20 protein-coding genes are annotated in these 22188 nt (G+C 67.5%); 9 read left to right on the top strand and 11 right to left on the bottom strand.

The window, feature by feature from the left end; genetic code table 11:
- Positions 1-99: 99 nt before the first annotated feature.
- A complete protein-coding gene (locus NX02_RS04505) occupies positions 100-564 on the bottom strand; it encodes a GNAT family N-acetyltransferase (protein WP_025291001.1) in 465 nt (154 codons plus the stop codon).
- 138 nt (positions 565-702) lie between these two features.
- Positions 703-1215: a MarR family winged helix-turn-helix transcriptional regulator gene (locus NX02_RS04500; protein ID WP_162232661.1), complete on the bottom strand. Its 513-nt coding sequence runs from the start codon at positions 1213-1215 to the stop codon at positions 703-705.
- Between the two features lie 81 nt (positions 1216-1296).
- On the opposite strand from NX02_RS04500, the gene NX02_RS04495 reads away from it, so the two are divergent.
- The gene (locus tag NX02_RS04495; protein WP_025290999.1) at positions 1297-2202 is read left to right on the top strand and encodes an alpha/beta hydrolase; all 906 of its coding nucleotides are present in this window, start codon (positions 1297-1299) and stop codon (positions 2200-2202) included.
- Between the two features lie 233 nt (positions 2203-2435).
- On the opposite strand, the gene dnaE is transcribed toward NX02_RS04495, so the two are convergent.
- Positions 2436-5912: a DNA polymerase III subunit alpha gene (gene dnaE, locus NX02_RS04490; protein ID WP_025290998.1), complete on the bottom strand. Its 3477-nt coding sequence runs from the start codon at positions 5910-5912 to the stop codon at positions 2436-2438.
- 267 nt (positions 5913-6179) lie between these two features.
- Here dnaE and NX02_RS04485 point away from each other — a divergent pair, with 267 nt between their 5' ends.
- The 3 genes from NX02_RS04485 to NX02_RS04475 are packed head-to-tail and all read left to right on the top strand — an operon-like array spanning position 6180 to position 10143.
- A complete protein-coding gene (locus NX02_RS04485; RefSeq protein WP_025290997.1) occupies positions 6180-7769 on the top strand; it encodes a fatty acyl-AMP ligase in 1590 nt (529 codons plus the stop codon).
- Positions 7766-8983 carry a cytochrome P450 gene (locus NX02_RS04480; protein ID WP_025290996.1) on the top strand — a complete coding sequence of 406 codons (1218 nt, stop codon included), beginning with the start codon at positions 7766-7768 and terminating at the stop codon, positions 8981-8983. Before NX02_RS04485 ends, NX02_RS04480 begins: the two co-directional genes overlap by 4 nt.
- A complete protein-coding gene (locus NX02_RS04475) occupies positions 8980-10143 on the top strand; it encodes a phosphopantetheine-binding protein (RefSeq protein ID WP_025290995.1) in 1164 nt (387 codons plus the stop codon). The genes NX02_RS04480 and NX02_RS04475 overlap by 4 nt, the downstream gene beginning before the upstream one ends.
- A gap of 93 nt (positions 10144-10236) precedes the next feature.
- On the opposite strand, the gene NX02_RS04470 is transcribed toward NX02_RS04475, so the two are convergent.
- The 4 genes from NX02_RS04470 to NX02_RS04455 all read right to left on the bottom strand — a co-directional run bounded on the left by NX02_RS04470 (position 10237) and on the right by NX02_RS04455 (position 13833).
- The gene (locus tag NX02_RS04470; protein ID WP_025290994.1) at positions 10237-10719 is read right to left on the bottom strand and encodes a glutathione peroxidase; all 483 of its coding nucleotides are present in this window, start codon (positions 10717-10719) and stop codon (positions 10237-10239) included.
- 50 nt (positions 10720-10769) lie between these two features.
- Positions 10770-11468 (bottom strand): ABC transporter ATP-binding protein, encoded by a 699-nt coding sequence (locus tag NX02_RS04465; RefSeq protein ID WP_025290993.1) that lies wholly within the window; start codon positions 11466-11468, stop codon positions 10770-10772.
- Positions 11461-12708 carry a lipoprotein-releasing ABC transporter permease subunit gene (locus NX02_RS04460; protein WP_025290992.1) on the bottom strand — a complete coding sequence of 416 codons (1248 nt, stop codon included), beginning with the start codon at positions 12706-12708 and terminating at the stop codon, positions 11461-11463. Before NX02_RS04460 ends, NX02_RS04465 begins: the two co-directional genes overlap by 8 nt.
- 435 nt (positions 12709-13143) lie before the next feature.
- A complete protein-coding gene (locus NX02_RS04455) occupies positions 13144-13833 on the bottom strand; it encodes a Crp/Fnr family transcriptional regulator (protein ID WP_039996404.1) in 690 nt (229 codons plus the stop codon).
- A 255-nt stretch (positions 13834-14088) separates the two neighbouring features.
- Between NX02_RS04455 and NX02_RS04450 the strand changes: the two genes are divergently transcribed.
- On the top strand, positions 14089-14559 hold the full coding sequence (locus tag NX02_RS04450; RefSeq protein ID WP_025290990.1) for an Hsp20 family protein: 471 nt from the start codon (positions 14089-14091) through the stop codon (positions 14557-14559).
- A gap of 92 nt (positions 14560-14651) precedes the next feature.
- On the opposite strand, the gene NX02_RS04445 is transcribed toward NX02_RS04450, so the two are convergent.
- Positions 14652-15299: a hypothetical protein gene (locus NX02_RS04445; RefSeq protein ID WP_025290989.1), complete on the bottom strand. Its 648-nt coding sequence runs from the start codon at positions 15297-15299 to the stop codon at positions 14652-14654.
- Positions 15300-15411: 112 nt separating this feature from the next.
- Here NX02_RS04445 and ispH point away from each other — a divergent pair, with 112 nt between their 5' ends.
- The 3 genes from ispH to rnhA are packed head-to-tail and all read left to right on the top strand — an operon-like array spanning position 15412 to position 17813.
- On the top strand, positions 15412-16374 hold the full coding sequence (gene ispH / locus NX02_RS04440; RefSeq protein WP_025290988.1) for a 4-hydroxy-3-methylbut-2-enyl diphosphate reductase: 963 nt from the start codon (positions 15412-15414) through the stop codon (positions 16372-16374).
- Positions 16375-16381: 7 nt separating this feature from the next.
- Positions 16382-17338: a homoserine kinase gene (gene thrB / locus NX02_RS04435; protein WP_025290987.1), complete on the top strand. Its 957-nt coding sequence runs from the start codon at positions 16382-16384 to the stop codon at positions 17336-17338.
- Between the two features lie 7 nt (positions 17339-17345).
- On the top strand, positions 17346-17813 hold the full coding sequence (gene rnhA, locus NX02_RS04430) for a ribonuclease HI (protein WP_025290986.1): 468 nt from the start codon (positions 17346-17348) through the stop codon (positions 17811-17813).
- Between the two features lie 115 nt (positions 17814-17928).
- Here the strand turns inward: rnhA and NX02_RS04425 are convergent, their stop codons facing one another.
- Both NX02_RS04425 and NX02_RS04420 read right to left on the bottom strand, forming a co-directional pair.
- Positions 17929-19044: an NAD(P)/FAD-dependent oxidoreductase gene (locus tag NX02_RS04425; protein WP_025290985.1), complete on the bottom strand. Its 1116-nt coding sequence runs from the start codon at positions 19042-19044 to the stop codon at positions 17929-17931.
- Positions 19041-20024, bottom strand: coding sequence for an alpha/beta fold hydrolase (locus NX02_RS04420; RefSeq protein ID WP_025290984.1), 984 nt, complete (start codon positions 20022-20024; stop codon positions 19041-19043). The genes NX02_RS04425 and NX02_RS04420 overlap by 4 nt, the downstream gene beginning before the upstream one ends.
- 107 nt (positions 20025-20131) lie before the next feature.
- Between NX02_RS04420 and NX02_RS04415 the strand changes: the two genes are divergently transcribed.
- Positions 20132-20344, top strand: coding sequence for a hypothetical protein (locus tag NX02_RS04415; RefSeq protein ID WP_025290983.1), 213 nt, complete (start codon positions 20132-20134; stop codon positions 20342-20344).
- Positions 20345-20464: 120 nt separating this feature from the next.
- Here the strand turns inward: NX02_RS04415 and ettA are convergent, their stop codons facing one another.
- A complete protein-coding gene (gene ettA, locus NX02_RS04410) occupies positions 20465-22144 on the bottom strand; it encodes an energy-dependent translational throttle protein EttA (RefSeq protein ID WP_025290982.1) in 1680 nt (559 codons plus the stop codon).
- Positions 22145-22188: the final 44 nt, after the last annotated feature.

The raw sequence follows: 22188 nt of genomic DNA, 5'->3' as shown, positions 1-22188 counted from the left end.
GATCGAAAGCAAAGGATGCGATCGCATCGCGAGGGCTCATGACACCAGCCCAGCCGTCGCCGAAGCGCGATCGAATGGAGCGTGTGCGATCCGTGCCAGCTACAGGAAAATGCCGAGAAAGGACGCGCCGGGAACGGGATTGAAGGAGATCGGCGCGGCCGGGGCGAAATCGAAGGCGGTATAGAGCTTCCGGGCGGAAACGGACTTCTCCTGCACGTCGAGCCTCATTTCGCGATAACCGATGGCACGCGCCTCCGCGATCAATCGCGCGACGAGGTTGTGGCCCACCCGATTGCCGCGTGCATGAGGACGAACGTACAGCCGCTTCATCTCGCATATGTCGCCGCGAACGTCGCGAAGTGCGACGCAGCCTTCGATTTCACCGTCCCGATCCGCGAGCAAAACGCATCCTCTGGGAGGCGCATATTTCCCGGGCAGATCCGCAAATTCGGCGTCATTTCGCTGATAATCGAGATTGACCGGAGAATGGGCGATAAACTCCCGCCAGATACCCAGCACCGAAGCCGTATCATCGGGAAAGATGGCATGCCTGATGATCGTCATGGCATGCTTACCTGCCCGGAGATCATGGCAGCAATTGGGACGACGGCTGCGGGATCATCATGGCGGTGCCGGACACGACCGCGGAGAATGGACGCCCCCCCGGTCGCCCGGTTCAGACCGCACGATCCCGGGAGCGGGTCAGGCGGGCGGCGGAGCCTCGTGCTCGCCGATCCTGACAAACAAGGATCTTCGAGATAGAGCCGACTCCCAAAGTGCGATCCCGTCGATCAGGCTCGCCCCGGTTTCGTTTTGCAGCGTCACGTAGGCTGCTGTGATTGCATCTTCGGCCCTGCGTATTTTGGCGACTTCGCGTCGACCTGACTGCGTGAGGGAAACGATCGTACGTCTGCGATCATCGGCATCGACGGCTGTCGTCACGAGACCTAGCTTCTTCAGCTTGCTCACCCAATCTATGACGACCGGGTGGAACTGCTTGAGGGCGGATGCGATCGCGGTGATACGCTGAGGCCCTTCATTTTCAATCAGATAGAGCATGGACGTCGTTCGCGGCGGCGCAATGATTCCTGCTTCGACGAACCACCGCTCGCATTCGATCACCAGCGCATCAGATAGCCGGCGCAGCCGATGCGCGAGGAAAAACAGCCCCCCGGCCGTGATGAAATCCCCGGCCCGTTCATCACCTTCAGCCACGTCCAGCATCCATCCTTTACAATTATGTATGGTCATACATATTATTGACGGGCATATCTGTCCATATCGAGGAGGTGCCATATGCTGCCGTGGCGCTGGATTATCGCACTGTCATTTTTGACCGTCGCGTCTGCGGCCGCAGGAAAGCCGTTCACCCGTTCCAGCCTTCGTCCCGACGGCAGCACGATCATATGGTATCTGGATCGGCAGGCAGGGGAGGCCCGGCAGCCTATCCTCGTCCTCGCTCAGGGATCTGGATGTACGTCGGTGATATCCAATGCGAACATCGAGGCCGCCAAGAAGCTGTTGCCGACCGCCGCCATCGTTACTGTCGAAAAATACGGCGTTCTGAAAGGCGATGCGCCAAAGGCTTTCCCGGAGCACTGCAGGCCTTCTTATATGACGCACCATACCATTAGCCAAAGAGTGGCCGATTACCGATTGGTCATCGCCCGCTTGCGGAACGAGGGGTGGTGGAACGGGAAACTCATTTTATTCGGGGGATCGGAAGGTGGAGCGGCGATGCAGATCCTTGCCGCTGAAGTCCACCCGAACGCCGCCGTGATCTTTTCATCGGCAACCGGAATGCCATTCCGTGAGGCGTTCGTTCGCGTGCTGCCCCCTTCGGAGGCGATAACGGTGCCCAGGCAGATAGCTGCAATCAGAAAAGATCCCACCAGCACGAAAACCTGGCTCGCGAACAGCCATCGGTGGTGGTCGGATATTATGGACAGGCGGCTTTCGGACGACGCAATGCGCGCCACATCGACCCGGTTTCTCGTGGTCCAGGGGCGCCGGGACCAGTCGAACCCCGTCATATCCGCAAGGGCCTTTGTTGCCAATTTTCGAAAGGCGGGGTTTCGCAACGTTACATATTGGGAGTTTCCCGACTATGATCACACCATGGTCGATCGCCAGGGAAACGCACATATGAGCGATGTTCTGGCGAAAATATCGGAATGGCTGGAGCAAATATTGGCCCGCTGATCGCAGGGTCCTCGCACCATCGATCCGGTCGCCGCCGTCACGCATGCGGGAAGGGCGCGTCAGCGATCGCTCGTCCGCTCGATAGCGGCCGACGCAATGCGGTCAGCAACCCTCCCTGCCGGCGTACGCGCGCGTCTGGGCAAGCAGCAGGGGCTGCCGGCCGGGGTCGGCCTCATCGTCAAACGCGCCGGCGCGGTTCGTGAAGAAACGGCTTCGCCCGGCGACCGCGCGGATCAGGAGACCAGCGCGAGCCTGGGCGGGTCGGTCGCCTGCAGGCTGACATCCTCGATACCCTCCAGCCGCTCGATCCGTGCGGCGAGTTCGGCATCGAGCAGATAGTCGCGGCCCAGCCGCAGCCGCGCTTCCTCCCCGTCCGCCATCGTCGTGCGGACGATGATCTCGCCGCGGCCGCCACGCTGCCCTTCCAGCATCTCGGCCAGCGCCGCCGGCGCGGCCGGATCGGACACCGCCACCGTCAGCGTCAGCCGCGCATTGTTGGCGAGCGCCTCGAACGGCTGGATGCGCCGCACCGCGACGCGCGGCGTATCCTCGCCCGGCCGGCGGTCGAGTTCCACCGTCAGCAGCCCGCAGCCGCCGTTGCGCGCGGCTTCCTCGAGCTGCTTGGCCACGTCCTCCTCGAAGCAGCTCGCCATGAACTGGCCGCTCTCGTCGGACATCGTCGCGAGCAGATAGCGCCGGCCGCGCGCCGAGGTGCGCCAGCGCGCATCCTCGACGAGACCCGACATGATCGCGCCGGTGCGGCAGGCCTCGGCCGGGGCGGCGATCGCCGCGAGCTGCGCGAAGCTCTGCGCGCCATGCGCGCGCGCGATATGGCTGTAGCGATCGACCGGGTGCGCGGAGAAATAGAAGCCGAACGACTCCTTCTCCTTCACCATGCGCTCCGCCAGCGTCCAGTGCGCGTTGCGCGGCAGCTTGATCGTGGCGACCGCCGCGTCGCCGCCGAACAGCCCGCCCTGCCCGCTGTTGCGCTGCGCGTGTGCGCTGCCGGCGATGGCGAGCACCGTCTCGCACACCGCGAACATGCCCGCGCGATCGGGGCAAATCCCATCGAACGCGCCCGCGCCGGCAAGGCTTTCGAGCTGGCGGCGGTTGAGCACGCCGGGATCGACCCGCGCGGCGAAATCGTCGATCGACTTGAACGCGCCGGTCTTGTCGCGCTGGTCGACCAGCGCCTCCATCGCGCGTTCGCCCACGCCCTTCAGCGCGCCCAGCGCATAGCGCACCGCATGATCCTCGCCATGCGGCTGCACGGTGAACTCGGCCTCGCTGGCATTGATGCAGGGCGGCAGGCACGGCACGCTCATCCGCCGCATGTCGTCGACGAAGATGTTGAGCTTGTCGGTCTGCGCCATGTCGAAGCACATCGACGCGGCGTAGAATTCGTGCGGATGATGCGCCTTCAGCCACGCCGTCTGATAGGCGAGCAGCGCATAGGCGGCAGCGTGGCTCTTGTTGAAGCCATAGCCCGCGAACTTGTCGATCAGGTCGAACAGCTCATTGGCCTTTTCGGCCCTGATGTCCTGCCGGGCGCAGCCGTCGACGAAGCGCTGGCGCTGCGCGTCCATCTCCGCCTTGATCTTCTTGCCCATCGCGCGGCGCAGCAGGTCGGCGTCGCCCAGCGAGTAGCCCGCCAGGACCTGCGCGGCCTGCATCACCTGTTCCTGGTAGACGAAGATGCCGTAGGTTTCGGAAAGGATGCCCTCGAGCAGCGGGTGCGGATATTCGATCGGCTCGCGGCCGTTCTTGCGCGCGCCGAACATAGGGATGTTGTCCATCGGGCCCGGACGATAGAGCGAGACGAGCGCGATGATGTCGCCGAAATTGGTCGGCCGCACCGCTGCCAGCGTGCGCCGCATGCCTTCCGATTCGAGCTGGAACACGCCCACCGTGTCGCCCTTCTGGAGCAGCGCGTAGACGCCTTCATCGTCCCACTCCAGCCCCTCCAGGTCGACGCCGATGCCACGCTTCGCCAGCAGCGCCACCGCCTTCTGCAGCACCGACAATGTCTTGAGGCCGAGGAAGTCGAACTTCACGAGCCCCGCGCCCTCGACGAACTTCATGTCGAACTGGGTGACCGGCATGTCGGAACGCGGATCGCGATAGAGCGGCACCAGCCGGTCGAGCGGGCGATCGCCGATCACCACGCCCGCGGCGTGGGTGGAGCTGTGGCGCGGCAGGCCTTCCAGCTTCATCGCCAGGTCGAACAGCCGCTTGACGCCCGGATCTTTATATTCGGCCGCCAGTTCGGAAACGCCGTTGAGCGCGCGATCGAGCGTCCACGGATCGGTCGGGTGGTTGGGCACCAGCTTGGCGAGGCGATCGACCTGGCCATAGCTCATCTGCAGCACGCGGCCGGTATCCTTCAGCACCGCGCGCGCCTTCAGCCGCCCGAAGGTGATGATCTGCGCCACATGGTCGCGGCCATATTTGCCCTGCACATAGCGGATCACCTCTTCGCGGCGGGTTTCGCAGAAGTCGATGTCGAAGTCGGGCATCGAGACGCGTTCCGGGTTGAGGAAGCGCTCGAACAGCAGGCCGAGTTTCAGCGGATCGAGATCGGTGATGGTCAGCGCCCAGGCGACGACCGAGCCCGCGCCCGAACCGCGGCCCGGCCCCACCGGAATGTCATGGTCCTTCGCCCATTTGATGAAGTCGGCGACGATCAGGAAGTAACCGGGGAAGCCCATCTGGATGATGATCTTCAGCTCGAATTCCAGCCGCTCGACATAGGCCTGCCGTGCGCCGTCGTCGGCGATGCCGGCGCGTTCCAGCCGGCGCATGAGGCCGGCATGGGCATCCTCGCGCAGCTTGAGCGCCTCGCCCTCGCGGTCCCCCGCAAGGCTGGGCAGGATCGGCTTGCGCTTGGGCGCCGCGACCGCGCAGCGCTGCGCCACCACCATCGTGTTGGCCAGCGCCTCGGGCAGGTCCTCGAACAGCAGCCGCATGTCCTTGTAGGGCTTCATCCACGCATCGGGTGAACTCTTGCGGCGCTCGGTGGCGTCGACATAGGCGGAATCGGCGATGCACAGCATGGCATCGTGCGCGGCGTGGAAATCGGCCTCGGCGAAGCAGCACGGGTTGGTGGCGACCAGCGGCAGATCCCGCGCATAGGCGAGCGCGATCAATTCGGGTTCGGCCTGGCCCTCGACCTCGTCCAGCCGGCGGGCGACCTCGATATAGAGGCGGTCGGGAAACAGCTTCTGCAGCCGGTCGCAATAGCCGAAGGCCCGATCGTGCTGATAGTCGGCGAACAGCCGCGCGAGCCCGCCCTCACCGCCCGCGGTCAGCGCGATCAGCCCGTCGGTGCGGCCCTCCAGCGCCTCGAAGCGGACATGCGCCTGTTCCTCGACCGGCCGGTCGAGGTGCGCCGCGGAGACGAGCCGGCAGAGATTGTCATAGCCCTGCTCGTCCTGCGCGTAGAGCGCCAGCCAGTCATAGGCGGGCGGCGCGCCATCGGGATGGTCGGGCCGCGCCACGCACAGCATCGTGCCGATGATCGGCTGCACGCCGGACGCCGAGCAGCCGTCGCTGAACGCCATCGCGCCGTAGAGACCGTTGCGGTCGGTGATCGCCGCCGCGGGGAAGCCGAGCTTGCGGGCCTGCTTGGCGATGGCCTTGGGGTCGATCGCCCCCTCGAGCATGGTGAAGGCGGAGAAAATCCGAAGCGGTACGAACGGCGAATGCGACATCGCGGGACTATGGGCCCGCCAACCGATTCTGGAAAGGGCGGGCGTCGCGAACGCGGCAACACCCGACGATCGTCCGCCGAACAGATCGATACGAAGCCGCAACGGTCGGTATCGACGCGACATCCCCCTCTTTAGAACTCGTAGCAATTCTTTCACATTTTCATTGTTTGACTACAATAAATATGCCATCTTCTCTTGACATAGGGGAGACTACAGATGGCGGAACTACCGTATTTCGGGCGAAGTTCCCGAACGCTTTCCGACGCCTTGAAAAGTAATACTTCATTAAACTTTTCCAAGACTGCGTTTGTTCATCTGGATACGCAGGGCCGTGAGGCGGAGCGGCTGAGCTATGGCGAACTCGACGCGCGCGTCGATGCGGTCGCCGCCGACATCGTCGGCGCCGGCCTCGCCGGAAAAAGGCTGCTGCTGCTGTTCCCGCCCTGCCTCGATTTCGTCGTTGCGCTGTTCGCCTGTTTCCGCGCGGGGGCGATCGCGGTGCCCCTGCCGAACACCGCCGGCCGCCGCACTGCGGACCGAGTCAGCGCGATCGCGCGCGATGCCCAGCCCGCCGCCGCGCTCACCGTGCGCCGCGAAAGCGCGGCGGAGGCGCTGGGGCTGCGCTGCCTCTATGTCGACGAGACCAGCGCCAATGGCGACGCCGTCGACCCCGCCATGGTCTCGCCCGATCGGGTCGCGCTGCTGCAATATACCTCGGGATCGACAAGCCGGCCCAAGGGGGTGATGCTCTCCCACGCCAATCTGCTCGCCAACAATGCGATGATCGCCGACGCCTTCGGCCATGACGCGGAGCTGCGCGGGGTCGGCTGGCTGCCGCTGTTCCACGACATGGGGCTGATCGGCCATGTGCTGCAGCCGGTGTTCGTCGGCGGCACCTCCGTCTTGATGTCGCCGCTCGCCTTCCTCCAGCGCCCGCGCCGCTGGCTGGAGGCGATCTCGACCTGGCGGGCGACCACCAGCGGCGGCCCCTCGCACGGCTATGCGCTGTGCCTGCGCCACATCCAGCAGGCCGCCGCCAACGAGTTCGACCTCTCATCCTGGCGGGTCGCCTATTGCGGGTCGGAACCGATCAACGCGGCGACGCTCGGCCAGTTCGCCGATCGCTTCGCCCCCGCCGGGTTCGACGCGAAGGCGTTCCTCCCCTGCTATGGCTTGGCCGAAGCCAGCCTGCTGGCGACGAGCCGGGCGATGGGCAGCGGCATCGCCACCAACGGCGAAGGCCGGGTGAGTTGCGGGCGCGCCTGGGGGGCGGCGACGGTGAGCGTCGCCGATCCGGAGACCGGCGCTCCCGTGGCGCCGGGGCAGCCGGGCGAGATCTGCATCGCCGGCCCGCACATCACCGCCGGCTACTGGAACGACGAGGCAGCCACCGCCGCCCTGTTCCGCACCGTCGACGGCGTGCGGCAGTTGCGCACCGGCGATATCGGCACGCTCGACGATGGGGGGCTGCACGTCCACGGGCGGCTGAAGGACATCGTCATCGTCATGGGATCCAACCATGCCGCCGAGGATATCGAGGCGGTGGTGACGGCGAGCGACGGGCTGTTCCACCAGCAGGGCTGCGCCGCCTTCGCCAGCCAGTCCGGCGAGCGCGAGCGCGCGGTGGTGGTGCAGGAAGTCGCGGCACGCGGCGTGGCGGACGAGGCGCTGACCGCCGCCGCCGCCGCAGCCAGCGCCGGGGTGATCGGCGCGCTCGGGCTGCGCATCGACGATCTGCTGATCGTCCGTGCCGGCACCTTGCCGCGCACGTCGAGCGGCAAGGTGCAGCGCGCGCGGACCCGCGAACTCTACGAAGCCAATGACCTGCTTCGCCTGAACGGAGGCCTCGCCGCATGAGACCCGCCCAGCTCGCCTCGCCCGAGGCCTATGTCTTCGATCCCTTCGCCGAGAGCCTGATCTCAGACCCGTGGGAGGCCTATCACCGCCTGCGCGCCGAACAGCCGGTCTACTGGTGCCGGACGATGGGCGCCTGGGTGCTCACCCGCATGGCGGATATCGAGCAGGTGCTGGTCGACGAGCGCTTCGACGCGGTGCGCACCGCCGGTATCCTCGCCGAAGTCGGCCGCCGCGCGCGGCGCGACTATCGCCCGCTGATCCGCTTCCTCGACGCCGCGCTGTTCTTCAAGACCGGCGAGGATCATGCGCGTGACCGGCGGACGCTGGCGACGATCATGAACCAGGTGAAGCTGAGCGCGCTGGAACCGATCGCGGCCAACCTCGCGCGCGGGCTTGCCGCCCCCATCCGTTCGGGCGCGCCGTTCGACGCGGTGGCGGGCCTTGCCGATCCCTTCCCGCAGCGGATGATGGCGCGCATCCTCGGCATCCCGCAGGAGGATGTGCCGCAGCTCGGCGAACTGCTCGCGGACCTGACATTGGTGTTCGATCCGGCGGCGCTCGCCACCTATGACCGCGTCAACGCCCGGACGATCGAGGCGCTGGCGCTGCTCGAACGGCGCATCGCCGAATCGTCCGACGGATCGGGGCTGCGCCGTATCTACGACGAGGCTGAAGGCGACGCGGCCGAGCGCCTCGAGCGTGCCGCCGCCACCGCGCTGTTCGCCTATCGCGTCGGCGCCGAGACCACGATCGGGCTGATCGGCGGGATCGTCAGGCTGATGGCGACGCAGCCGGGCCTGCGCGACCGGCTGGCCGCCGAGCCGGCGCTGATCGACCGGCTGGTGAGCGAGGTGCTGCGGCTGGAAAGCAATGTCCAGCGCGTCGGCCGTATCGCCCTGGAAGATGCGACGGTGGGCGACGTCGCCATCGACCGCGGCGACCGGCTGCTGCTGCTGCTCGGCGCCGCCAACCGCGATCCCGCGCGCTATCCCGCGCCCGATACCGCGCAGCTCGACGCCAAGCGTCCCGCCGACGTCTCGTTCGGCAAGGGCAAGCATTTCTGTATCGGCGCGGCGCTCGCCCGGCTGGAAGGGCGCGTCGTGGTGCAGGCCCTGCTCGACCTGCCGCCGATCGAGCCTGCCGCCGACCCCGTCTGGTTCCGCGGCCGCACCATCCGCCGCCTCACCTCGCTGACCATAAGGAGCGTTCGATGACCGACAGTCTTGCCGTTTCCGATTTCGGCCGGATGAGCCGCGCCCAGCTCGGCGCGCTGCTCGCAGACCTGCTGACCGAGGTGTTCGCGCTGGAGGGGCGCACGATCGATCCCGCGACGCCGTTCGATGCCTATGGCCTCGATTCGATCGACGCGGTGCTGGCGACCGACGCGCTGGGGGCGCGGCTGGGGATCGAGCTGTCGCCCGAATTCCTCATGCAACACCGCACGCTCGACGAGGTCACCGACGCGGTCGCGCGGCTGCTGACCGACCATCGGATGCCCGATGCGGCGGCGCGCCCGGCGGTGTTCCTGTTCGCCGGCGGCGGCGGGCGGGACAGCCGGTTGCAGCGGCTGGCCGACCGCTGCGGCGAGGGCTTCGCGTTCGAACAGGTCGCGTTCGGCGACTGGCAGGAGTGGATCGACGAGGGCGTCGATGCGGAGGCGATCGTCGAGCGCTGCTGCCGCCAGATCGAGGCACGCTGCCCGGACGGGCCGGTGCGCCTCGCCGCCTATTCGCAGGGCGGCTATGTCGCGTTCGCGACCGCGCTGGCGCTGAAGCAGCGGGGCCGCCGGATCGGCTGGATGGTGCTGTTCGACAGCGCGGCGTCGCCCCTCTATCCGCAGATCCACTTCGTCCGCCGGATGCGCTGGATCGCACGCGGGCTGACCCGCGCCGGCTTCGCCGCGCTGCAGAACGCGCATCGCCGCATCGGCCTGCCGGTGCCCGGCTGGCTCGACCGCATCGACCAGTCGAGCCGCTTCTTCCGGGTGATGGCAGAGGGCGTTCAGCTGTTCGACGGCGCCTCCGTCCAGCGGCTGGCGCGGCGGCTGGTCAACAGCCGGCGCGGGGTGCTGGGCGAACGCGCATTGCTGGCGTTCGAGAGCGCGCTGCAGATCCACATGCTCGACCGGCTGTGGCGGCGCTGGTTCGGCACCGGCCCGGCGCGCGCGATCGACATCGACGATGGCGAGGTGCTGCTGTTCCGCTCGCAACGCCCCGGCAGCGCCGATCTCGGCTGGTCGGCGCACTGCCCCGGGCTGCGCATCGTGCCGGTCGACGGCGACCATCTGACGATGTTCGACCCAGCGCGGATCGGCGCGCTGGCGGAACGGTTCACGGCGTCGGTGCCGGAGGAGGCGGTGAAGCTGGCGGCGTGAGGGGGGCTTGCCACCGCGCTCGCCCACAACCCCGTCACCCCGGCGCGGTAAATGCTCGATTTCATTCTGAAATTTTAGGAGACGCCCTCCCCCTCAGATGATCTTCTCGATATCCCGCGCGATGTCTTCCGGCTTGGTCGTCGGCGCGTAGCGGTGGACGACGCGGCCCTGACGGTCGACGAGGAATTTGGTGAAGTTCCACTTGATCCCCGTCGATCCCAGCAGCCCGGGCTTCTGCGCCTTCAGCCAGGCGAACAGCGGATCCGCCGCATCGCCGTTGACGTCGATCTTGGCGAACAGCGGGAAGGTGACGTCGTAGGTCAGCGAACAGAAGGTCGCGATCTCCTCCGCATCGCCGGGTTCCTGCTTGCCGAACTGGTTGCAGGGGAACGCGAGCACCGAGAAGCCCTGGTCGTGATATTTGCGGTAGAGCGCCTCCAGCCCGGCATATTGCGGGGTGAAGCCGCATTGCGAGGCGGTGTTGACGATCAGCAGCACCTGCCCGGCATAATCTGCCATCGGCTGCGCGTCGCCGCCCGGCCGCCGCACCGTGAAATCGCCCAACCCTGTCTTCATAACCCCTCCCGGATGAACGCCGCGATCATCGGCGCGCGCCGGGCCGGCCGTCAACGCACCGAATCGGGAATGACGGCTTCGGCCAGCCGGCCATCGTGCAGGCGAACGATGCGGTCCATCTTGGCCGCCAGCCGCTCATTGTGCGTCGCGACCAGCGCCGAGGATCCCTCGCCGCGGACGAGCGCGAGGAATTCGGCGAGGACGACGTCCGCGGTGCGCTCATCGAGATTGCCGGTCGGCTCGTCGGCGAGCACGAGCGCGGGGCGATTCGCCAGCGCGCGCGCCACCGCCACGCGCTGCTGCTCGCCGCCCGAAAGCTGGCTGGGCTTGTGCGTCAGCCGGTGGCCGAGGCCGAGCGCGGAGAGCAGGCTTTCGGCGCGGTCGCGCGCCGCCCGGGGGGCTGCGCCATGGATGAGCTGCGGCAGGACGACATTTTCCACGGCATCGAAATCGGGCAGCAGATGGTGGAACTGGTAGACGAAGCCCAACGCCTCGCGGCGCAGCCGCGTGCGCCCGGCATCGTCGAGCTGCACGGCTTCCTCGCCGGCGATGCGGATCTGGCCCTCGAACCCGCCTTCGAGCAGCCCCACCGCCTGCAGCATCGTCGACTTGCCCGAGCCCGAGGGGCCGAGCAGCGCGACGATCTCCCCCTCGCCCACCGTCAGGTCGACGCCGCGCAGCACATCGATCACCGCGCCGCCCTGCTTGAAGCTGCGCTTCAGCGACGACACCTTGAGCACGTCATTCATAGCGCAGCACCTGCACCGGATCGGTGCTCGCGGCCTTCCAGGCCGGATAGAAGGTGAAGATGAAGGTGCAGCCGATCGCGAGCGCGGCGATCGCCAGCACCTCGAACGGATCGGTGCGCGACGGCAGTTCGGTGATGAAGCGGATCGAGGGATCCCACAGGTTCTGGCCGCTGATCGCCTGCACCGCGTTGACGATGTTCTGGCGGAAGACCAGCACGACGAGGCCGAGCAGCACGCCGGCGAGCGTGCCGAGCGAGCCGATCGTCACACCCACCGTCATGAAGATGCGCAGCATCGCGCTGCGCGATGCGCCCATCGTCCGCAGGATCGCGATGTCGCGCGTCTTGGCGCGCACCAGCATGATCAGCGAGGAAAGGATGTTGAACGCGGCGACGAGGATGATCAGCGAGAGGATCCAGAACATGACGACCCGCTCGACCGAGAGCGCCTCGAACAGCGAGGCGTTCATCGAGCGCCAGTCGTTGATGACACCGTCGCGCGCCACCTTCTCCGCCAGCGGCGCCAGGATCTGGCCGACCCTGTCGGGATCCGCCGTCTGCACCTCGATCATGCCCACCGCATCGCCCAGCAGCAGCAAGGTCTGCGCATCCGCCATCGGCATGATGACGAACGCCTTGTCATAATCATAGACGCCGACCTCGAAGATCGCGGCGATGCGGTAGCTGACGATCCGGGGCACGGTGCCGAACGGCGAACTTTGCCCGAGCGGGCTGATCAGGCTGATCTCTCCGCCCACCGTCGCGCCCAGCGCCTCGGCCAGCCGCGCACCGATCGCCACATTGTTGCTGCCCGGGGTAAGGTCGGTCAGCCGGCCGATCACCTTGCCCTTGATCGTCTCGTTGGTGCGGATGTCCTGCACCTCCATGCCGCGCACGATCACGCCCTCCACCCGGCCGTCATAGCTGGCCATCAGCGGCTGTTCGATCATCGGCGTCGCGCTGGTGACGCCGGGCGTCGCCTTCGTCTGCGCCATGATCTCCCGCCAGTCGTTCAGGCGGCCGCCATAGCCCTGGATCACGGCATGGCCGTTGAGCCCGACGATCTTGTCGAACAGTTCGGCGCGGAAGCCGTTCATCACGCTCATCACGATCACCAGCGCGGCGACGCCGAGCATGACGGCGGCAAGACTGATCGACGCGACGAGGAAGATGAACCCCTCCCCGCGGCCGGGCAGCAGATAGCGCTTGGCGATCATCCGCTCGTAGCGGGACAGGATCATTGGGAATGCAATCTTCGCAGGCGGAACAAGGGCCATGCCCTACGTCGGGCATGGAGTTGAGGCAACCAAAACAGCCTGTTGCCAAATGAACACAGGATGAAGGCAATCGATCACGAAGCAGCAATACACCCATGACAAGCCCCGGCACCGGGCGTAACCGGAAGGCCTGAAACGTCGGCAACGGCCGTGGTTCGGGGAGGCCTGGAGCCCCGCTTGATACGGAGAAGGGACCGTATCGCGCGTGTGGGCCATGGCCAAAGAAGGGGGCTGACGAGCGATCGTCACGCAGGCGCCCGGGCTGGAAACAGTCCGGGCGTTTGCATGTGCGGGGCATCGCGATGGAACCACCCCTCATCTCACAACTGGGCTGAGCACAACAGGTTCCGCCCCGAGCCGTGCCCGGGGCAATATCAAGTCAGGCGCGCGTGCCCGCCCTCACTCGCTCGACGTCGCGATTCGCGAGAGGATCGCGTAATCCGTCACGCGGATCCGCCCGCTTTCCAACGCGATGATGCCACTGTCGGCCCAGGCGGAAAGCTGGCGATTGATGTTCTCGCGGCTGATGCCTGCGAAGTTGCCGAGCTCGCTCTGGCTGAGGTCGAGGCGGAGGCGGTCGTTGGCGGGTTCCAGCATCAACCGCTGGATGTAGCGCGCCAGCCGCGGGCCGGAGGTGAAGGCGCGATCATTCTCGATCATCGAGTTGGTCTGGCGCAGCCGGTTCGCCATTTGGCGCAGCAGCCTGAGCGACCATTTCGGGAACCGCTCCATCGTCGCTTCGAACGCGCTGCGCGAGATGCGCAGATAGCGCCCCGCTGCCATCGCGGTGGCGGACGCGGTTCGCGGTTCGCCGTCGAGCAGCGCGATCTCGCCGATGACCTCACCGGGATCGCAATAGTTGAGCACGATCTCCCGCCCGTTGCTGGTCGCCATGCTGATCCGCACGGTGCCTTCCAGCAGAATGATCAGCGAATCGCCGTCGTCCCCCTGGGTGAGCAGCGTTTCGCCCTTCTTCATCGTCAGCAGCCGCGCGCGGCTGAGAATATCTTCCAGTTCGTCCGTCTCGCAGCTCGCAAGCATCGAGTTCTTCGCGATGATGCCCGCCAGTTCAGTCGCGTTGATCGCCATGGCTGTGCCCCATACCCGCTGGTTTGATCCCGGAACGACAGATCGTGGTACCGAAACGAACGAATCACTCCCTGTCACAGCTACGCCGCCGCGCCAAGCAAATGCGCTTGGCGGGCAAGGGCTTGAACCCGCCAAGCCTCCACCTATCTCTCGGTCGGCGCGGTGACGGATCGTACTGCGCCACCAAGGAAAAGGGCGTCGCTTCGTGGGCGCCCGTTCACATCAATTTGCTCGGATCAGAGGAGTTGATTCCAGATGCGTACCACCGATTTTACCCCCTACCGCCGTTCCACCGTCGGCTTCGACCGGCTTTTCGACCTGCTCGAGCGGACGTCGCGCCCCGAACAGGCCGACAGCTATCCGCCGTTCGACCTCGAGCGCCGCGGTGAGGACCAGTATCGAATCACCATCGCCGTCGCCGGCTTCCGCCGCGACGAGATCGACATCACCGCGCAGCAGAACCTGCTCGTCGTGACGGGCCGCAAGGAAAAGGCCGAGGGCGACCGCTCCAGCTTCCTCCACGTCGGCATCGCCACGCGGGCGTTCGAGCGCCGCTTCCAGCTCGCCGATTTCGTGCGCGTCGAGCATGCGGGCCTGGCCGACGGGCTGCTGGTGATCGACCTCGTCCGCGAGGTGCCGGAGGCGATGAAGCCCCAGAAGATCGCGATCGCCGACGCGCCGCAGACCCAGAGCGTCACGATCGAGGACCAGCGCGAAGCCGCATAACGCGCGCATCGTGCAACCCCAGGGGCCCGGACCGGGAAACCGGCCCGGGCCCTTTCGATTCGTGGGCGCGCGCCGGCTGCCGGCAGGTGGCGTCAGCGCGTGACGTTGTAGCGGAGCTGATCCTGATCGAGCTGGAAGCCGACCAGCATCTCGAAGCTGGCGCGCGAGACCGCGGCGCGCACCTGCGGGTTCGCCATCGGATCGACCGCGGCGTCGGCATCCCCGGGCTTGCGGCGGCGGGTGATCTGGCGGCGGACGTCTTCCGGCAGCGTCGCCGCCGCCTTGCTGACGACGCTGCTGGCCGCCGCCTGCGCCGTCGCGCGCTGTTGCCCCTCGGCGAAGCGCAGCGTCACGCGGCCCAGCCGCTTGGCGACCACCGCATTGCCGCCGCGCACGACGGTGACGAAATAGGGCAGGGTCACCTCGCGCGCCTCGCTGCCGGCCTCGCGGCGCGCCAGCACGTCGAACGTGACGGCGCTGGCAAGATCGGAGCCATTGTCGTTGCAGGTCGTGCGCAGGTTGGTGATCGTCGCCACCACGTCGATCGCCCGCGAATCGCGGCTCGCCGGCGGATTGAACAGCGTCACGTCCCCCGTATAGTCGGGGATCGCCAGCGCCGGGCAGGCGGATCGCGTCACGGCGATGCCGCCCGCGGCATCGACGATCTCGTTGTCGCGCGAACAGCCGGCGAGCAGGGTCAGGGCGGCGGCTGCGGCAAACGACACTTTGATGGGGGGCACGAAGTCTTCCTCGAACTATATTGCCGGCGGCCGGATCTGCCGCCCCTCGGGCCGGTGGATCATAGGAACCGCCTTTCGTGCAGGCAAGCAATCGCGTAGAGCCGCCTGCGTGATGACCGATGCACCCCCCGCCGCCCTGCCCCGGCTCAAGCTGCTGATCGCCGCGCCGCGCGGCTTCTGCGCCGGTGTCGACCGCGCGATCCGCATCGTCGAGCTGGCGATCGAGAAATATGGCGCGCCGGTCTATGTCCGGCACGAGATCGTCCACAACCGCTTCGTCGTCGACAGCCTGCGCGCCCAGGGCGCCGTGTTCGTCGAAGAGCTGGACGAGGTGCCCGACGATGCGCCGGTCGTCTTTTCGGCGCATGGCGTGCCCAAGGCGGTGCCCAACAAGGCCACCGAGCGCGGGCTGACCTGGCTGGACGCGACCTGCCCGCTCGTCTCCAAGGTTCACCGCCAGGCCGAGCGGCTGGTCGACGCCGGCAAGCATATCCTGTTCATCGGCCATCGCGGCCATCCGGAAGTGGTCGGGACCTTCGGCCAGGTCGAGCCGGGCGCGATGACGCTGGTGGAAACGGTCGAGGATGCGCTGACGATCAACGTCGCCGACCCCGAACAGCTTTCCTTCCTGACCCAGACGACGCTGTCGGTGGACGATACCGCGGAGATCGTGGCGACGCTGATGGCGCGTTTCCCGGCGATCCAGGCGCCGCGCGGCGAGGATATCTGCTACGCGACCTCCAACCGCCAGGCGGCGACCAAGGCGATCGCGACGCAATGCGATGCGATGCTGGTGATCGGCGCGCCCAATTCCTCCAACTCGGTGCGGCTGGTCGAGGTTGCCGAGCGCTCGGGCACGCGTGCGACGCTGATCCAGCGCGCATCGGAGATCGACCTCGTCTGGCTCGCCGGCGTCGAGACGCTGGGCATCACCGCCGGCGCCTCCGCACCCGAGCTGCTCGTCCGCGAGGTCATCGACAGCCTGTCGGCGCATTATGACGTCGTCAGCGAGGAACTGACCACCGCCATCGAGACGATGGCGTTCAAGCTGCCGCGCGGCCTCGAAGCGGCCTGATCGCCCGATGGCCGTCTACACGCAAGTCTCCGCCGAGGAACTGGCGGCGCTGCTCGCGCGCTATGAGGGCGTCGGCGCGCTGGTTTCCGCCAAGGGCATCGCCGAGGGCGTCGAGAACAGCAACTATCTGGTCGACACCAGCAATGCGCGCTTCATCCTGACGCTCTACGAGAAGCGCGTCGATGCCGCCGACCTGCCCTTCTTCATCGCGCTGCTCGATCATCTGGCGGGCGCCGGCGCGCCGGTGCCGCGCGCGATCGCCGATCGCCAGGGCATGCAGATCCAGACGGTGGCGGGCCGCCCCGCCTGCCTGATCGAGTTCCTGCCCGGCGTTTCCGTCAGCCGGCCGACCGCGGTGCAGGCGGCAGCCGCGGGCCGCGCGCTGGGCACGATGCACGCCGCCCTCGCCGATTTCACCGGCGACCGCGCGAACAGCCTGGGAATCGATGGCTGGCACGCGCTGGCCGCACGCTGCGGCGACGACCTCGACGCGATCCGGCCGGGCCTGCGCCGCATCGTCGCGGACGAACTCGCCTGGCTCGACACGCACTGGCCGCGCGACCTGCCGCGGTCGGTGGTCCATGCCGACCTGTTCCCCGACAATGTGCTGATGCTCGGCGACGCGGTCAGCGGCGTGATCGACTTCTATTTCGCCTGCACCGAAATCCGCGCCTGGGATCTGGCGGTCACGCACGCCGCCTGGTGCTTCGACAATGATGGTGCCGGCTATCACCCCGCGCTCGGCGCGGCGCTGGTCGGCGGCTATCGCGGCAGCTTCGGCCTCACCGACGCCGAGCGCGCCGCCTTCCCCGCGCTCGCCCGCGGCGCCTGCCTGCGCTTCCTGCTGACCCGCGCATGGGACTGGCTGAATACGCCCGCCGACGCGCTGGTGACCCGCAAGGATCCGATCGCCTTTCTGAGGCGCCTCGAATTCTACGCCCAGACCCCTGACCTGCTGGCCTGACCCGACCATGACCGATACCGAAGCGACGACCCCGATGCCCGAGGTCGAAATCGCCACCGATGGCGCGTGCAAGGGCAATCCCGGCCCCGGCGGCTGGGGCGCCGTGATCCGCTTCGGCGCGCATGAGAAGGAATTGGCGGGCGGCGATCCGGCGACCACCAACAACCGCATGGAACTGATGGCCGCGATCCGCGCGCTGGAAACGCTCAACCGGCCGTGCCGCGTGAAGCTTTCCACCGACAGCCGCTATGTGATGGACGGCCTGACCAAATGGATCGCGGGCTGGCGCCGCAACGGCTGGAAGACCGCCGACCGCAAGCCGGTGAAGAATGCCGACCTGTGGCAGGCGCTGCTCGCCGCGTCGGCGCCGCACCGCATCGACTGGACCTGGGTGAAGGGCCATGCCGGCCACCCGGACAATGAGCGTGCCGACAAGCTGGCCAGCGACGCGGCCCATGCGGCGCGGCGGGGGTGACGGAATCCCGCCTCCGCTGAACGCGCCACGGCATCGGCACAGTGGCGCCGGAGGGGGGGAACTATCCGATCGCTCACACCATAATGTGTGAACCCGGTAGCCCGCGCGTGCGGGGCTAGGCCGCGAACCGCTTCGGCGAGAACGGTGCCGGATCGATGCCTTCGGCGATGCCATCCGGCACGCGGCCCAGCAGCAGCGATGCCGCGAGGCGGGCCGCGGCAGGGGCGGTCTGGATGCCGAAGCCGCCCTGGCCGGCGCACCAGAAGAAGCCGGGTTCGCCGGGGTCGAAGCCATAGACCGGCAGCCGATCGGGCGCGAAGCTGCGCAGGCCGGCCCATTTGCGCTCCACCGCGTCGATCCGCCAGTCGACGACGCCCTGGAAACGGTCGATCGCGATCGCGACGTCCAGTTCCTCGGGCGCGGCATCGAGCGGGTCGGACGGGGTCTCGTCATGCGGGCTCAGCCACAGCCGGCCGCTGCCCTCGCGCTTGAAATAGAAGGTGCCGCTGATATCGAGCACCAGCGGCAGCACCGCCGGCGGCGCCGGATCGGTACGCAGCTGGACGACGGTGCGGCGATAGGGGACGATGCCCACGGGGATGACGCCGCACGCTTCCGCCACCCGATCGGCCCAGGCGCCGGCGGCGTTGACCAGGGTCGCGGCGGTCAGCGTGCCGCCGGGCGTCCGCACATGCCACAGCCCGTCGCGCCGTTCCGCCGCCTGCAGCGGGCGCGACGGCAGGATCGCTGCACCCGCGCGACGGGCAAGGCGCAGGAAGGCGCCATGGACGCCGCCGACGTCGATATCGGCGCAGCTCGCCTCGAACACGCCATGCGTCCAGCGCGGATCGAGCCCGGGCACGCGGCGCTCCAGCGCGGCGCGATCGAGCCGTTGCAGCGCGATCGCGCCGCCGAATGTCGCCTCATAGGCGTCGGTCAGCGCGACATCCTCGGCGCGGCCCATGTAGAGCGCGCCGCAATCGCCGAGGAAGCCATGTTCGGAAACCTCCGGCGGGGGCGCGCGCAGCCAGGCACCCGAGGCGGTGGTCAGCGGCTGTACGCCGGGGCCGCCATAGCTCTCGTCCCAGAAAGCAGCGGAGCGGCCGGTGCTGTGATAGCCGGGCTGGTCCTCCGCCTCGATCAGCAGCACCCGCAGGAAGGGCGCAAGCTCCGCGGCGAGGCTGGCGCCGGCAATGCCGCCGCCGACGATCAGGACGTCGGCATCGCTCATCGCGCCGGCGCCCGCTCGTCGAGGAAGCGGTCGATCTCGGCGAGCGCGTCGCTGCGGACGGGATCCGCCTCCCGCAGGATCTCATGCGCCGACTCGGGTCCCCAGTTGCGGATGCGCGCGTCGGGCAGCCGCGCCGCGATCCGCCGCGTCGCCGCCGGATCGACCAGCTTGTCCTCCAGCGGGTTGAGGATCAGCAGCGGCGTATCGATGCCCTCCACCGCGCCGCGCCGTTCCAGCGCCGCGCAGGAGGCGAAGGCGAGCGCCAGCCATTGCCAGCTCGGCGCGCCGAGGGTGATTTCCGGCCGCTCGACCTTCCACCATTGCTCGTCGGCATAGCGATCGGCGCTGTGCGTCAGCAGTTGGGCGCGCGGCGTGAAGGGCGGCCCCGGCCGCTCGTTGGGCGATTTCCACGCGGCGCGGTCGGGCCGGCCGACCCATGTCATCCCGCGCGCGATGACACCGGCGATGCCGGGCGTGAACGGCGCGCTGCGCAACCCCAGCATCGGCGCGGAGAGCACCGCCGCATCGGGCTTCACCCGCTTTTCCATCAGCGCACGCAGCACCAGATGGCCGCCCATCGAATGGCCGACGATGACGTGCGGCGCCGGCGTTGCCGCCATCCATTCGGAAGCATAGGCGGCGAGATCGTCGATCCAGCCGGCGAAATCCTCGGCATGGCCGACGCCGGCGTCACGGCCGAGCCGGCCCGACCCGCCCTGCCCGCGCCAGTCGAACGAGCGGATCGTCCAGCCGCGGGCGCGCCAATGATCGAACGCCTCCAGATATTTCTCGAAGATGTCGCCGCGGCCGCCCTGGAACAGCAGGCTGCCGCGCGGCGCCCCGGCCGGATCCCAGGCGAAGCTGCGATGATCCCAGCCATCGGGCGCGCGCCATCGGCCGACGACGGCGCCGGCGGGAATCGACCGGCGATCGAACGGCGCATCGGGCGAAACGGGATCGGGGGAAACGGCGGACATCATCGATGCCGGTCCTAAGCATGACCGCGCCGCGATTTCAAACCGCACGCGCACCGGAACAGTCCGGCCGCAGGACGGTTGTCGCCCCGTAACGACGGGAGCAATCGGCGATGGACTATTCGACCAAGACGCTGGCGATCATGGCGCTGCTGCTACTGCTCGGCATCGTCATCGGGATGATGATGCGCGGCGGCGGCAATCGCCGGCTGCGCCGCCAGCTCGACGAGGAACGGGCCGCCCTCATCGCGACGCGCCGCGCGCAGGAAGAGCGCCTGCAGGACATCGAGCGCACCCGCATCGCCCCGGGGCGCCCGCTCCTGTAAAGCCTTTTCCCCTTGGGAGCGAGGGGCCGCGCGATGGGATATGTCCTTCCCGAGCAAAGCGCGGGGAGGACAATCGGAGTCATCAGACCCGATGCGTCCGGCGCGGTCCCAAGCTCGATCTCAGCGCGTCAGCTTCTTGTATGCCAGCCGCGTCGGACGATCAGCCGCGTCGCCCAGGCGGCGGCGCTTGTCTTCCTCATAGGCTTCGAAATTGCCCTCGAACCATTCGACATGGCTGTTGCCCTCGAAGGCGAGGATGTGGGTGGCGAGGCGATCGAGGAAGAAGCGATCGTGGCTGATGACCACGGCGCAGCCCGCGAAATTCTCCAGCGCCTCTTCGAGCGCGCGCAGCGTCTCGACGTCGAGGTCGTTGGTCGGTTCGTCGAGCAGCAGCACGTTGCCGCCCTGCTTGAGCATCTTGGCCATGTGGACGCGGTTGCGTTCGCCGCCCGAGAGCTGGCCGACCTTCTTCTGCTGGTCAGGTCCCTTGAAGTTGAACGCGCCGACATAGGCGCGCGTCGACATCTCGAACTTGCCGACCGGCATGATGTCATGCCCGCCCGAGACTTCCTCCCAGACATTCTTGTTGGCATCGAGCGCGTCGCGGCTCTGGTCGACATAGCCCAGCTTCACGGTCGGGCCGACGTCGATCTCGCCATCGTCGGGCTGTTCCTGGCCGGTGATCAGGCGGAACAAGGTCGACTTGCCGGCGCCGTTGGGGCCGATCACGCCGACGATGCCGCCGGGCGGCAGGGTGAAGTCCAGCCCCTCGAACAGCAGCTTGTCGCCATAGGACTTGGTCAGCCCCCTGGCCTCGATCACCTTGCCGCCGAGGCGCTCGGGCGTCTGGATGACGATCTGCGCCTTGCCCGGCGCGCGGGCATTCTGCTTTTCGACCAGTTCGTCGAACGCGCGGATACGCGCCTTGGACTTGGACTGGCGCGCCTTGGGGCTCTGCCGGATCCACTCCAGCTCTTCCTTGATCGCCTTCTGGCGGCCCGCTTCCTCGCGGTCCTCCTGCTCCATCCGCTTGCCCTTGGCTTCGAGCCAGGCGGAATAATTGCCCTCGAACGGCAGGCCGCGGCCGCGATCGAGTTCGAGCACCCAGCCCACGACATTGTCGAGGAAGTAGCGATCGTGGGTGACGAGGATGACGTTGCCGGCATATTCGATCAGATGCTGTTCCAGCCACTGGACGCTTTCGGCGTCGAGGTGGTTGGTCGGCTCGTCGAGCAGCAGGATGTCGGGCTTTTCGAGCAGCAGGCGGCACAGCGCGACGCGGCGGCGCTCACCGCCAGACAGGCTCTCGACGCTCCAGTCGGCGGGCGGGCAGCGCAGCGCTTCCATCGCGATCTCGAGCTGGTTGTCGAGCGTCCAGCCATCGACCGCATCGATCTTTTCCTGCAGTTCGCCCATCTCGGCGAGCAGCGCGTCGAAATCGGCGTCCTCGGGCGGATCGCCCATGATCGTCGAGATTTCGTTGAAGCGGTCGAGCATGTCGGCGGTGCCGCGCACGCCATCCTTCACATTCTCGATCACATTCTTGTTCGGATCGAGCTGCGGCTCCTGCGCCAGATAGCCGACGCGCATGCCTTCGGCGGCCCACGCCTCGCCCTGATAGTCGGTATCCATACCGGCCATCACCTTCATCAGCGTCGACTTGCCGGCGCCGTTCACGCCGATGATGGCGATCTTGGTTCCGGGCAGGAACTGCAGGTGGATGTTGTTGAACAGCGGCTTGTTCGCGCCGGGAAAGGTCTTCGTCAGGCCCTTCATGACGAAGCTGTATTGGACGGCCATGGGGGTCTGGGCTCCGTGGGAATGCTGATCTGGAAAAACTGCCG

Source organism: Sphingomonas sanxanigenens DSM 19645 = NX02 (genome assembly GCF_000512205.2).
Classification (GTDB): domain Bacteria; phylum Pseudomonadota; class Alphaproteobacteria; order Sphingomonadales; family Sphingomonadaceae; genus Sphingomonas_D; species Sphingomonas_D sanxanigenens.
Note: the sequence above shows the minus strand (reverse complement) of the source record. Positions and strands in the feature narration are given on the sequence as shown.

Coding starts and splice junctions, on each gene's coding strand:
- NX02_RS04415 (WP_025290983.1), top strand. CDS start 20,132: ATGGACTATTCGACCAAGACGCTGGCGATCATGGCGCTGCTGCTACTG.
- ettA (WP_025290982.1), bottom strand. CDS start 22,144: ATGGCCGTCCAATACAGCTTCGTCATGAAGGGCCTGACGAAGACCTTT.
- ispH (WP_025290988.1), top strand. CDS start 15,412: ATGACCGATGCACCCCCCGCCGCCCTGCCCCGGCTCAAGCTGCTGATC.
- thrB (WP_025290987.1), top strand. CDS start 16,382: ATGGCCGTCTACACGCAAGTCTCCGCCGAGGAACTGGCGGCGCTGCTC.
- NX02_RS04460 (WP_025290992.1), bottom strand. CDS start 12,708: ATGATCCTGTCCCGCTACGAGCGGATGATCGCCAAGCGCTATCTGCTG.
- NX02_RS04475 (WP_025290995.1), top strand. CDS start 8,980: ATGACCGACAGTCTTGCCGTTTCCGATTTCGGCCGGATGAGCCGCGCC.
- NX02_RS04420 (WP_025290984.1), bottom strand. CDS start 20,024: ATGATGTCCGCCGTTTCCCCCGATCCCGTTTCGCCCGATGCGCCGTTC.
- NX02_RS04480 (WP_025290996.1), top strand. CDS start 7,766: ATGAGACCCGCCCAGCTCGCCTCGCCCGAGGCCTATGTCTTCGATCCC.
- dnaE (WP_025290998.1), bottom strand. CDS start 5,912: ATGTCGCATTCGCCGTTCGTACCGCTTCGGATTTTCTCCGCCTTCACC.
- NX02_RS04470 (WP_025290994.1), bottom strand. CDS start 10,719: ATGAAGACAGGGTTGGGCGATTTCACGGTGCGGCGGCCGGGCGGCGAC.
- NX02_RS04455 (WP_039996404.1), bottom strand. CDS start 13,833: ATGGCGATCAACGCGACTGAACTGGCGGGCATCATCGCGAAGAACTCG.
- NX02_RS04450 (WP_025290990.1), top strand. CDS start 14,089: ATGCGTACCACCGATTTTACCCCCTACCGCCGTTCCACCGTCGGCTTC.
- NX02_RS04495 (WP_025290999.1), top strand. CDS start 1,297: ATGCTGCCGTGGCGCTGGATTATCGCACTGTCATTTTTGACCGTCGCG.
- NX02_RS04505 (WP_025291001.1), bottom strand. CDS start 564: ATGACGATCATCAGGCATGCCATCTTTCCCGATGATACGGCTTCGGTG.
- rnhA (WP_025290986.1), top strand. CDS start 17,346: ATGACCGATACCGAAGCGACGACCCCGATGCCCGAGGTCGAAATCGCC.
- NX02_RS04425 (WP_025290985.1), bottom strand. CDS start 19,044: ATGAGCGATGCCGACGTCCTGATCGTCGGCGGCGGCATTGCCGGCGCC.
- NX02_RS04465 (WP_025290993.1), bottom strand. CDS start 11,468: ATGAATGACGTGCTCAAGGTGTCGTCGCTGAAGCGCAGCTTCAAGCAG.